Annotated in this window: 10 protein-coding genes; 7 read left to right on the top strand and 3 right to left on the bottom strand. The window is 53.5% G+C overall.

From position 1 onward, the window contains the following. Positions 1-84: 84 nt before the first annotated feature. The 5 genes from vccD to B2828_RS03910 all read left to right on the top strand — a co-directional run bounded on the left by vccD (position 85) and on the right by B2828_RS03910 (position 7,491). The gene (vccD, locus tag B2828_RS03890) at positions 85-747 is read left to right on the top strand and encodes a Verru_Chthon cassette protein D (RefSeq protein WP_479632379.1); all 663 of its coding nucleotides are present in this window, start codon (positions 85-87) and stop codon (positions 745-747) included. After that, entirely contained in the window at positions 719-1,300 is a 582-nt protein-coding gene (gene vccB, locus B2828_RS03895) for a Verru_Chthon cassette protein B (protein WP_479632380.1), read from the top strand. Before vccD ends, vccB begins: the two co-directional genes overlap by 29 nt. Further along, on the top strand, positions 1,297-2,361 hold the full coding sequence (gene vccC / locus B2828_RS03900; RefSeq protein WP_479632381.1) for a Verru_Chthon cassette protein C: 1,065 nt from the start codon (positions 1,297-1,299) through the stop codon (positions 2,359-2,361). The genes vccB and vccC overlap by 4 nt, the downstream gene beginning before the upstream one ends. A 4-nt stretch (positions 2,362-2,365) precedes the next feature. Then, positions 2,366-6,160 (top strand): Verru_Chthon cassette protein A, encoded by a 3,795-nt coding sequence (gene vccA, locus B2828_RS03905; protein WP_479632382.1) that lies wholly within the window; start codon positions 2,366-2,368, stop codon positions 6,158-6,160. Positions 6,161-6,240: 80 nt separating this feature from the next. Next, positions 6,241-7,491 carry an SGNH/GDSL hydrolase family protein gene (locus B2828_RS03910; RefSeq protein WP_479632383.1) on the top strand — a complete coding sequence of 417 codons (1,251 nt, stop codon included), beginning with the start codon at positions 6,241-6,243 and terminating at the stop codon, positions 7,489-7,491. Between the two features lie 459 nt (positions 7,492-7,950). Here the strand turns inward: B2828_RS03910 and ltrA are convergent, their stop codons facing one another. Both ltrA and B2828_RS03920 read right to left on the bottom strand, forming a co-directional pair. Beyond that, a complete protein-coding gene (ltrA, locus tag B2828_RS03915) occupies positions 7,951-9,429 on the bottom strand; it encodes a group II intron reverse transcriptase/maturase (RefSeq protein ID WP_479632384.1) in 1,479 nt (492 codons plus the stop codon). Positions 9,430-9,625: 196 nt separating this feature from the next. Continuing rightward, the gene (locus tag B2828_RS03920; protein ID WP_479632385.1) at positions 9,626-9,955 is read right to left on the bottom strand and encodes a DMT family transporter; all 330 of its coding nucleotides are present in this window, start codon (positions 9,953-9,955) and stop codon (positions 9,626-9,628) included. A 212-nt stretch (positions 9,956-10,167) separates the two neighbouring features. On the opposite strand from B2828_RS03920, the gene B2828_RS03925 reads away from it, so the two are divergent. Both B2828_RS03925 and B2828_RS03930 read left to right on the top strand, forming a co-directional pair. Next, a complete protein-coding gene (locus B2828_RS03925; RefSeq protein ID WP_479632386.1) occupies positions 10,168-10,407 on the top strand; it encodes a hypothetical protein in 240 nt (79 codons plus the stop codon). A gap of 51 nt (positions 10,408-10,458) precedes the next feature. Next, the gene (locus tag B2828_RS03930) at positions 10,459-10,650 is read left to right on the top strand and encodes a hypothetical protein (protein ID WP_479632387.1); all 192 of its coding nucleotides are present in this window, start codon (positions 10,459-10,461) and stop codon (positions 10,648-10,650) included. Positions 10,651-11,141: 491 nt separating this feature from the next. On the opposite strand, the gene B2828_RS03935 is transcribed toward B2828_RS03930, so the two are convergent. Beyond that, on the bottom strand, positions 11,142-11,603 hold the full coding sequence (locus B2828_RS03935) for a hypothetical protein (protein ID WP_479632388.1): 462 nt from the start codon (positions 11,601-11,603) through the stop codon (positions 11,142-11,144).

Here is an 11,603-nt window from a genome sequence, read left to right on the forward strand (position 1 = left end):
CGTTATAGCAAATTGCCAAAAGCATCCGGGCGCGGGTCATTTTTGGGGGGTGTTGACGGCTTTTTTGATCGTTTACGGTCTCCTATGCACGAGTCTCCTCAACTCTTCGCTTCAGCATTTCCTCACGTCACGAAGGGCTTCACGCTCTTGGAGTTGATCGTCGTGATTTCCATCATGGTCATCATCGTCTCGCTCTGCATTCCCGCTGCCACCTCTATCCAAAAAAGCTTCCAACTTACTGCGGGGGCACAAATGGTCGGCAATCAACTCGGGCTTGCCCGGCAGGTGGCGATCACTCGAAATCATTCAGTTGAGATCCGCTTTTACCAATTCGGCGATTCGGAAGTCCCTGGCGAGCAGGTGACCGTTCCGGGTTCGGGCCAATATCGCGCATTCCAGGCTTTTGAAATCCAGGAGACCGGGTCAGCGAATGCAATGGGCAAAATGCAACGTCTTCCAGTCTCAATCGTCATGGATTCCGGGGTGACGCTTTCTTCGTTGATTAGCGGATTTGTCCCGATGACCGGTGGGACGCTGGGTGTTTCGCTCCCCCGAGTGCAAACGCAATACAACGCGGTCTCCTTTCGCTTCCTGCCCGATGGTTCGACTAACCTCGCAAAAACAGAGCGGTGGTTTCTTACCCTCCACAATATGAACGATGGCAACGCGCTTGCCCTGCCGCCCAAAAATTTCGCAACCCTCCAAGTCAATCCATCCAATGGACACATTAAAAGCTACCGACCTTAAGCACGCTTCCGGTGCTTTGAAGTCCTGGAAAAACGCTGCCTTCAGCCTGGTAGAAGTAACCCTGGCGCTCGGTATCATGGCGTTTTCCTTCACCTCTATTATTGGACTGCTTCCGCTCGGTCTGACGGTTTTTCGGCAGGCGATCGACGTTTCGGTGAGTTCTCAAATCGTGCAACGGGTTGCCAACGATGCGCAGCAAACAGACTTTAGCCTCTTGATTGGAGATGTCAGCGGTACGCCCCTTGTGGGCACCGATGGAACTAAGGCAACGCGCTACTTCGACGAGCAAGGCAGTGAGATCGTGCCCGCGACCCCGGGGGCTAATCTGACGAGTGAGCAAAAAAAACGGGTGATCTATTGGGTCAACACTCGCATCCGGCCTGCCACAACCCTTGTGGGTAACGCCAATGCCAATGCGAGGCTGGCGACCGTCACGGTTCAAATCGCTAATAACCCGGCGAACCAAACCCCCAACATGGATACTTCCACCAAGCTTTGGAAGGAATCGAATTTCCCCGTGACCACCTATTCAGTGCTGGTATCCGGCAAATGAAAACGAGCGCACCGCACAGGCGTCGATGGGAGCGAGGGTTCACCCTCGTGGAAATCCTGGTTTCCATGGCCATCCTCACGCTACTGTTGCTGACTTTGGTCGCCGTCACGGATTCCATTCGCCGGACTTGGACCTACACCTCGGGAAAAATCGAGCAGTTCCGCGAAGCCCGCGAAGCTTTCGAAGCCATCAACCGCCGCGTCAGCCAAGCCACACTCAATACTTATTTGGACTACCAGAGGGATCCATCCGGCAATCTGTTGCTCACCGGCACCAATAACTATGTTCGCCAATCCGAACTCCGGTTCATCAGCGGCCCAAGCCTGTTGGATGGAGGGACACATCCCACCCACGCGATTTTTTTCCAGGCTCCACTCGGCTATGTGGAAACCTCGACCTATTCGGGCATGGAAAACCTCCTCAATACGTGGGGTTACTACCTCGAGTTTAGCGATGACAGTGCCTTGCGCCCCCCGTTTCTTAGTGCCGCTATTGCGCCGCTCCACAGCCGCTTCCGGCTTATGGAACTCATGGAGCCCGCCGAATCGCTTACGCTCTATTCGGCAGAAGTCGCCGCGGGAGGCAACTCCAGCTACTCGGCCAAAACATGGTTCACCACGCCGCTTGCGAGCAAATCGCGCGTACTGGCCGAGAATATCATCGCCCTCATCCTCCTGCCCAAGCTGAGCCCGCAGGAAGACACCACCGGCACGATGCTTTCGCCGAATTACACCTACGATTCCACGACCATCGGCCCGAATGGTTCGAACAAGGACTACAACACCAAAAGCCAACTTCCCCCCGTCGTCCAAATCACTATGGTCGCAGTGGATGAAGTCTCGTACAACCGGTTGCAGGGAAACAGCACAATGATGCCTGACCTGGGTCTGAGTGCGCTATTTGCAAACGTAGGCGATATTCAGGACCCCTCCAAACCTGGTTACGCCCAGGATTTGAAGACGCTTGAAACTACCTTGAAAAGCAAGAAACTCACCTACCACATCTTCACTACCAACATCAGCATCAAGGGGGCAAAGTGGAGCCGCGAGCAGAAGAACTAAATTTATGAGACTAAATCTACAGGGATTACGGCTGCGGGGGAAAAACCGCGGCGTTGCGCTCGTTCTCGTCCTTGGTTTTCTTGTGCTCATTACCGGGTTGATCATCGCCTTTTTTTCCAGCGTCTCCACGGAACTGAGCGGGGCAAAGAGCTACGCCTCGGGCGTCACTACCCAACAAATGGCCGATTCCGTCGCGCAAATCGTGATGGCCCAAATCTCGACGGCCACCTCCGGAACCAACATCGCCTGGGCCTCGCAACCGGGTATGATCCGCACCTACGGCGACGGCAGTGGCGGCGCATCACCGAACGAACTGGCCTTTTATAAGCTCTATTCCTCCGATGTCATGGTCGTGACCGGTTCCTCGACGCCGTCGATCACTTCCTTCAAAACCAATCCCGCCGCCGATTTCCCATCCGCCTGGAGTTCTCAACCCGCCGTCTTCACCGATCTCAACGCCCCAGTAGTCACCGAAAGTGGCACGAACTACCCGATCCTCGATCCGAGCGCCTTCGGGAATGTCGAGGGAGCCAACATCTCTGGCGCGCCCACGGCCGGAACGACCAACACCGCGCCCATGCCCACGCGCTGGCTCTACGTCCTCAAAGACGGCACGCTCATCGCGCCCGACTCGCCAGCAGGCGCCAGCACCACTGCTACCTTCCTCTATGCATCTACGCCACCCAGCGCCACCAACCCCATCGTGGGCCGCATCGCGTTCTGGGCCGATGACGAAACATGCAAGGTCAACATCAACACCGCATCAGAAGGAACCTTTTGGGACATGCCGCGGGTTAAGACAGATTACGACTACACCAATCTGGCCAAAAACCAGCCCCTACACCACGAATTTCAGCGTTACCCTGGACATCCGGCTATGACGAGCATCTCCACCGTCTTTCCCGCCCTGACGGCTGAGGAAATTTATAAGATTGTCCCCAGAGTGAATGGGGGCGGTTCCGTGGGCGGAACTGTGTTTGCCTCGGGAACACTTGCGCTACGTACCGACCGTCTCTACGCCAGCTTGGATGAGTTGATGTTCACCCCGGGGCGCACTCCTAACAACTCTGCAGTTCTTACCAAGTCCGCACTCGAAGCGTCCAAATTCTTCCTCACGGCCCATAGTCGCGCCCCCGAAACCAATCTCTTTAACCAGCCGCGCGTCGCCTGTTGGCCGATCTTCGAGGGGCTCGCCGCAAATAGGGTGACACCTTACGACCAACTCATCGCGTTTTGCTCCTCTATTCCAGCGACAAACGCGCTCCTGCCCTACTACTTCCAGCGGAACGATCCCTACAGCACTAGCAATGACATCGGCATCGGGAGAAATAGGGATATCTATTCGTATTTGCAAAACCTCACCTCCCGCGACATTCCGGGTTTTGGCGGAAAATTCAGCAACAAATACACGACAGTCAATGGGGTATCTGAGCGCGATCAAATCCTCACAGAGATCTTCGACTATATTCGTAGTACCAACCTGCGTGATTGCAATCTTGCCGGAGGCAATACGTTCTCTTACTGGTGGAAGCCCGGTTGGGGAAGTTCGCCTGGCTGGGTCGTTCCCACTCACCACCCTAACGGTACGGCTGGATTTGGCCGGGCATATACGCTTTCGGAGCTCGGGATCGGCTTTATTTGCAACGCCGATTACAATGAATCATCGAGTAATATTACTTCTGGACAGGGGGCCAACCTAGTACTTGGCGGCACAGATCAACTCAAGTCGGGCGAGAAATATATCCAAGCCATCATTGTGCCTGAGTTCTTCTGCCCCATGCTGGGGTTCCCCAGCATGTATATGGATATGCAGGTACGAATCACCGGGCTGGACCAATTAAAAATTACAGTAGGTGGAGTCACTCATCCGTTAAATTTTCCCCACCAAGACAACAAAATCTACAATCACAGGGGAGATTGGGTGGATTGCGGACAAATATTTGGCGGAAACCCCTCTTGGCGTTTGTTTAGTAACAGCGTCAATGGCTCGATTGCCCGCGGCCCTTTTACCGCAGATCCCTACCCATCAGCATCCAATGATCTCTCAAATCTCTATCCTTTTATCAGCGAACCTGTGAAAATCTCAGGAACAAGCGCAACCATGGGGTTCACTGGCGGGCCAATCACGATCGAAATCTACGCGGGGCAATATGCCAGTCAGCTCATTGCGGAGAATCTTCTTCAAACCATAGCCATCTCCCTTCCTGATGCCCCGGCCTTTCCCATACCAAACCTTGTGACGAAGGATACTTCCGGGAACTCATCTGATAGCTGGAACCCGCCGACAACCAAAGAAAACTGGTGGGCTTTTTCCAAAAATGGAGCCGTTTCTGGGAAGCCGGGCCGATTGTTTTATATAAATTATTACCCCGGGGTTTTTTATCCAAACAACCAACCCCATGCAGGCGCATTCTTTCTGGCCGACTTCGACGTTGTGCGCACGGTGTTGCCAAAGCATGGGGACTACCGGCTTGTGGCCGCTCGCCAAACAGTTGAATCCTCGGGTTTTGTCAAGCATCCCTACTATGATGACCCAGGCAGAAGGATGGCCTCCAATTTGACCTCGCAAATGCAGGCCGACATGGATCAAGGCTACGACAATGGCGGAAGATATATCAGCTCATTGAATTACAGCAACTGCGCCGTTCCGCCCGACATCCCCTCTAGTGCCTATCAAACCGACTCAGAACACCTCACTCCGACGGTGACAGGCGATTTTGATTCTACACTGCCTTTCAATCAAGACGGAGCTTTTATCAACAAACCCGACGAAGGAAGTACGGTGGATAGCAGCGGCGACGTTCCCTATTTCGATCTACTAGGCAGTGAGAGATTGAACACCCTTACTTACTTTTCCCCGAACCGCCAGATGCCATCGCCCGGGATGTTCGGCTCGCTCTCAACCGGGGTTCTGCATGATATTCCCTGGAAGACATTGCTCTTCCGTCCGCAATCCACCCACCCCAGTTATGTGGATCCTGACAACTACGCCGCCAGCCCGAACAAGCCGAGCGACCACTTGCTGCTCGATCTCTTCTGGATGCCCGTGGTAGAGCCGTATGCCATTAGCGACCGGTTTTCCACATCGGGCAAGATCAACCTGAACTATCAGATCGTTCCATTCACCTATATCGAAAGATCTACCGGTATCCGCGCCTTGCTAAAAGCAGAGAAAGTGACAGCGATCCCCAATGATGCGATGGCAACCTACAAGTCGAGCGATGTTAAAACATCAAACATCCGCCCCGATATCGACGTGAATGATGCCTCCTGCGCGAAAAAAAAAGATATGGAGATTGGAACCCTTAGCCAGTTCGCGCAAAAATTTACGCACGGCGGCATCTTCAAATCCGCCTCGGAAATATGCGACCTGCACATCGTGCCTACCGGCGTGACCCTGGATAAGATGAAGGACTTTACCACCAACGGCTTCTGGCCTCTACATGCCCTTACCGGCGAAAATCTGAGAGAGAAGATATACACCACCCTTTACCCCAGGCTCACCACCAAATCCAACACCTTCACCGTTCACTTCCGGGTCCAGGCGCTGCAGAAACGCAAGAACGACCCGAATCAGGTCCAGTGGGTGGAGGGCAAAGATGTGGTCACGGGTGAGAACCGGGGATCGACCATTATCGAGCGCTACATTGATTCCAGCGATCCCGATCTACCCGACTTTGCGACGAAGACGGCAAATCCGCCGATAAACTCCGCGAGGTTTTCCTCGACGGCAGACCGCTTCAACATTGACAATTACTACAAATTCCGGGTCGTGAGCACGAAGCAGTTTGCGCCTTAACGTATCTTTTTCCTTTCACCCGCCCATTTCACATCTATAGGCATTAACACCGTAAAATCTAATCGTCAAAATATCACCTTATGAGAAATTCTCCTTTAATTACACTATCCGCATATCTATTTACGTTGATTCCCGTCGAAACCCGAAAGTTCTTATGCTTTTTATGTTGGGGCTCCCTCATTTTTGCTTCTACCGCATTAACAACCGCACATGGTGAAAACGTTTCCTCCATGTTGTCTCCGGATATTATTCAACGCAGCGTAGTCAGTATGGGAGAAACTGCCCGCCTTCAGATGGCGATGGCGAAAGCTAGGCGGGGGGAAAAAGTGGTCATTGCATTCGTTGGAGGCTCCATCACAGCGGGAGCAGGGGCTAGCGCGCCCAATAATACCTATGTCAGCCTGGTCGGTGACTGGTGGCGCCAGGAATTTCCCAAAGCCCAGATCGAGGTGGTCAATGCTGGCAGAGGGGCAACTGGAACAAACTATGCTGTTTTGAGACTTCAGCGGGATGTTCTTTCAAAGAACCCAGACGTCTTGTTTGTGGAATTCGCCGTTAACGACAACAATCTCAAGGAAAGTGCGGAAACAATGGAAGGTGTCGTGAGGCAAGGACTTAACAGTCCTAGTGCCCCAGCTTTGGTTCTTCTGTTCATGGTAAACAAGGTTGGCATCAGCGCCCAAGAATGGTTCACCAAAGTCGGGAGCCATTATGGGCTGCCGATGATCAGCTACCGCGACGCGCTAACCCCGGAGATACAGTCGGGAAAAGTAAAGTGGGAAGATTTTAGCGCGGATATTGTTCATCCAAACAATATAGGCCACTGCTATACGGCACAAATGGTGAGCGGCTATTTGGCGAGTATTCTAAAAACTCTCCCGGAGGACAGCAAACTGGATAATGCTCATATGATTCCCGCCCCGCTGCTTTCGGATATATATGAGCACACAACGCTTGTCGCAGGAAATGACTTGAAGCCGGTAGAGAATCAGGGGTGGATGGCTTTTACGGATCATAAAGTCGTGGGCTGGAAAGCGGTTGAGCCGGGCAGTGAAATCGCATTTGACGCGCAAGGTACTGTCGTTTTTCTGCAGTACTGGAAGATCAAGGGGCCCATGGGAAAGGTGAGCGTCACTGTGGATGGAGATACTCCTCAAGAGGTTGATGGGTGGTTCGATCAAACTTGGGGAGGCTATTTCGGCATGCAAGTTATTGGGAAAAATCTTGCATCAGGCAACCATCGGGTTCGGATTAAGCTGCTTCCGGACCGAAATGCCAATAGTAACGGCAATGAGTTTATCATAACCGCCATTGGCGGTGCTGGAAAATAGGCGCAGGGTCCAATATTAATAGATAGTGTGAGCTCTGACGTTGCAATTCTGAAGATAATCCAAAGACGACTTTACCACCAACGGCTTCTGGCCTCTGCATGCCCTTATCGGCAGAAAATCTGCGGGAGAAGAGATACCCCCCGTTTACCCCAGGCTCATCACCAAATCCAATACCTTCACCGTTCACTTCCGGGTCCAGGCGCTGCAGAAACGCAAGAACGACACGATTCAGGTCCAGTGGGTGGAGGTTCCCCCTCCCCACGGAGGATTCGGAATTCGCCTCGCAACTTGCTTAGCAAACTCCCGGAGGTGCGCTGGAGCCTATCCGGAAATATGTGTGAGGGAAGCACCCTGAGATAGAGAACGAATGCCCCGGAAATAAAACGGTCGCGGTAGGGACGCGGGTTACCCCGCGCCCCCCGCACAGATCCCGGCGGGCGGAATTACCGCACCGGGCTCCTACCTTGAGTGCTTGGCGTCGAAGCGCTCGTTGGGCCAAGGGTGACAGGTTCGGGAGGCAGGTATCCAACGTTGCGCCAAACGGTTCATCTTCTGCCACGTAATGCGCCGCTTTTCGCTGCGCCGTCGGAGGCTGCGGTACCAGCATCTCGCCAGTTCTCCGCGGAAGTTGTTGACCGCCCGGTAGTTGGTTGGGACTGCGTAGTATTGGGCAAAGCCGCGAAAGACCTGCGCGAGCCATTGCCCTTGTTCGGCGATGGCCCGATGCAGGCGCTTGCGCATTTCAACCCGAATTGCATGGAGCTTGCGCTTCACGCGTTTTGCCACGCTGTTTCGCATCAGGAGATACCCGCCTTCCTTATTCATCCCACAAATGTGGGTGAACCCAAGAAAGTCGAATGTTTCCGGACGGCCCAGATTTCGGCGACCGCGCTTCTTGGCGGCGAACCGCCAGAACTCGATCAGCCGCGTTTTATCCGGGTGCAATTCCAGAGCGAATTGCGCCATCCGTTCCCGCAGCAGCGAGAGCATCCGTTGGGCGTCCTCCTTTTGCTGGAAACCCACCAGGAAATCATCGGCATAACGCACCACAATCACCTCGCCCACGGCATGCTTGCGCCGCCATTGGGCAATCCACAGATCCAATACGTAATGCAGATAGACGTTCGCCAGCAAAGGCGACAGTGTCGCTCCCTGCGGCGTCCCCTTCTCGGTCGGCTTCAGGATGCCGGCCTGAAGCCATTTGTCGATCAACCGCAGAATGCGGCGATCCCCGATCCGGTGCTGGAGGAACTTGCGTAACCACTCGTGGCTGATGGAATCAAAGAAGCCACGAATATCCGCGTCCAGCACCCAGTTCACTTTACCCCGCGTCAACGCCAGCGCATCCAGCGCGTCGTGTTGGCTGCGGCCCGCTCGGAAGCCGTATGAGAACCCGAGAAAATCCGTTTCGTAGATGGCGTTGAGAACCTCGGTCACTGCCCCTTGGACGAGCTTGTCCTCCAAGGATGCAACTCCAAGCGGTCGCTCTTTACCATCCGCTTTGGGAATGTACACCCGCCGCGACGGTTTTGCTCGATAGGTTCCCCGTTGCACCCGCTCGTACAACCTTTGCAGGTTCACTTCCAGATGCTCGGCATACTCTTTCCAGACCATGCCATCCACTCCGGGTGCCGCCTGCTTCTTCAGTCCAAAGAAGGACTGGCGCAGGCGTTCCACGCTGAGGTGATGTTGCAGGGCTGTGAACCGTACCTTCTTGTCCTTACGCGCTCTTTGGCGCACGCGTTCCAACTCCTGGGACATCTCATGTGCCCGGCTCTGAGTCCGGGAGATGCTTTGTTGGTTCGCGTTCCTCTTGGTCGAGGCCCTTGGCTCCACGGGCTCCGCCCCGCCCGCCCACAGATCGACCTGTGGGGCATTCGGTTTGTTCGCCCGCTTCTGCGCTACTATGGCCTCGTCCGACTTCCCGGAACCGTGCATTGGTGCAGTTCGGTCTTGGACCTTGGCACCACGCTCCAGGGGCCCATCAGCCCCCGAAGAATTCCAGGATCTCTCAGTTCCCGCACACGAACTGTCCGTGCATGCAGAGGGTCGGGCACGCTTACGCCACTTGGAAACGGGACACCAGCGAGTTCCGTAGCGCGGCGATCAACACCACGGACGAGGCTTTCTACCGTTAATGCCCGGCCGTCTTCGAAAACAGGTTCATTACGGCAACGCCAATAACGATGAAGCTCATCCCGATGATCGCGGGAGCATCCAGTTTCTGTCCTTGAAAAAGCCACGCTATGGCGGCGATTAGCACAATGCCCACTCCAGACCAGATAGCGTAGGCGACTCCCACGGGGATGCTTCGTAATGTGAAAGATAGGAAATAGAAGGCAGCCCCATATCCCGCAATTACAATACCTGACGGAATCAGTTTAGTGAAACCGTCAGAAAGTTTTAAAAACGAAGTTGCAACGACCTCGGAAATGATTGCGATAGTCAAATAGAGGTATGCCATGCCGGGGATATTACATGAGCGGAATTTTGAATAGAAGGGCATTTCTGGCAGAAAAACACCCATGGTTCGCTCAGGGATTTATATATGAGCTCAACGAGAGCGGTTGCTTAGTGAGGGCTAATCAAAGCGTGTGCCAGGTGGCCTGAATCACTTGTAAATAAAGGCAGAAAGTTAAGTGGATGTAATTCAGGAAAAGAGCGAATGACACCTCCATGGAAACAAATCCAAGTTCTGAAAGCTACAAAATCCTCCGGAGCCAACACGTCGTTTTCGTCCTGCGTGAAAGAGATGGCGGTTCCGAATTTATTGCGTTGCAAGGAAACACAACTGATGAGGAAGCCGTACAGGTCGCCGGTTCCATTCCTCCGGACGAGTGGAGGATAGTCAAAACAATTAACTTCGATTCGATCGAATCAAAAGCCATGCCTAAACCTGAGAAACGAAGCGAATAAATAATACTAGATAGCTCGATGATAGCTGGAGTCAGAGCGAATGTCGCACCGATGAAAACAACCGAACAAGACATCGAAGCAGCCCTCCTTGAACTGGAATATCAAACCGGCGAGGACGGCGAACCCATCATTGAGCAAGCCATTTCCGGCGTGATGGAGGATGTTTCATTCATGCCAACCGAGGGAGTGTCAAATGAGCTTTACAGTTTTACACCTTTGCGAACTATGACAGCGGGTGATTGAACGGCTCCACGCCTTGAACCGTGGCCGTTTCGCGAGTGGCCTGGAAGTGGAAAAGTGTAAAGCGCGAAAAAATGACTTCTCATTCAAATTGAGCGAGGGACTTTTGCCACCCAAGCTTTCCGCCGCCACAGGGACCCCGAAAGTCTGCCGAGGAGGTCGAGGCTCGCCTCCAAACCGCCCCGCGTTCGCGCGACGTTGGCCCGTGTGGGCCGCATTTGCGCCTGGTTGGCAAAGATCATTGGCTTTGATTGAGGCCGTGTATCGTGGCTTGAAGAATACTGAGTAGGTCATTCGGTTCGATGGCCATGCGAGCGGCTTGGTAGCTTCACCCGCACGTCTGGTTACCTATGGAATCGTGTCAACTATACTGCTATGTGACGGATTGGGCACTTGTGATAGGAACTCGGTTGCCCGGTATCGCGTGTGGTGGGAAACCAAAGACGACTGGACGACGTCTTCCCCAATGTTTGCTCGACGTTAAGTACGGCCTCTCAAAACGGGCATTCCGCGCCATCAATGATCGGGTGGCCGGACTTTGGATCAAATCGGCAACGGTCCCATAGGTGAATATAGAAGCGGGGCGGTTTGACGTGGCGTTTGGCAACGATATCCCAAAACAGATCCACATCTGGGTCGGCCCACAACATCACAGGCGTGACTGCTTGGTTCCCATCCCGGTAAAGTCCCAAAATCAGTGCCCCGTCCTTTGGTTCGTTAAAATTTGGGTCGGAACACTCCAGCGAACGGATCAGAGGCGAAAGGTCTGGAATAGAAAGGAAGTTGGGACGTTTGGGACACTTTTCGGCCACTCTCTCTAATACGTCTGTATTAATATTTTTCTCTTTCTCTTCATTACCGAAATCAAATTGATTTTCCTTATATTCTGGAATGGAAAAGAAGTGTCCCAAATGTCCCAAGTTCTGATCCGTTGCGGGCTTTGCATCTGTATTCAT

The organism is Spartobacteria bacterium UBA695 (genome assembly GCA_002298145.1).
Lineage (GTDB): Bacteria > Verrucomicrobiota > Verrucomicrobiia > Chthoniobacterales > Chthoniobacteraceae > UBA695.

What these genes read in the sequence shown, in the direction of transcription:
- vccA (WP_479632382.1), top strand. Translation starts at nt 2,366, where the DNA reads ATGAGACTAAATCTACAGGGATTACGGCTGCGGGGGAAAAACCGCGGC.
- vccB (WP_479632380.1), top strand. Translation starts at nt 719, where the DNA reads ATGGACACATTAAAAGCTACCGACCTTAAGCACGCTTCCGGTGCTTTG.
- B2828_RS03910 (WP_479632383.1), top strand. Translation starts at nt 6,241, where the DNA reads ATGAGAAATTCTCCTTTAATTACACTATCCGCATATCTATTTACGTTG.
- ltrA (WP_479632384.1), bottom strand. Translation starts at nt 9,429, where the DNA reads ATGCACGGTTCCGGGAAGTCGGACGAGGCCATAGTAGCGCAGAAGCGG.
- B2828_RS03925 (WP_479632386.1), top strand. Translation starts at nt 10,168, where the DNA reads ATGGAAACAAATCCAAGTTCTGAAAGCTACAAAATCCTCCGGAGCCAA.
- B2828_RS03920 (WP_479632385.1), bottom strand. Translation starts at nt 9,955, where the DNA reads ATGGCATACCTCTATTTGACTATCGCAATCATTTCCGAGGTCGTTGCA.
- B2828_RS03930 (WP_479632387.1), top strand. Translation starts at nt 10,459, where the DNA reads ATGAAAACAACCGAACAAGACATCGAAGCAGCCCTCCTTGAACTGGAA.
- vccD (WP_479632379.1), top strand. Translation starts at nt 85, where the DNA reads ATGCACGAGTCTCCTCAACTCTTCGCTTCAGCATTTCCTCACGTCACG.
- B2828_RS03935 (WP_479632388.1), bottom strand. Translation starts at nt 11,603, where the DNA reads ATGAATACAGATGCAAAGCCCGCAACGGATCAGAACTTGGGACATTTG.
- vccC (WP_479632381.1), top strand. Translation starts at nt 1,297, where the DNA reads ATGAAAACGAGCGCACCGCACAGGCGTCGATGGGAGCGAGGGTTCACC.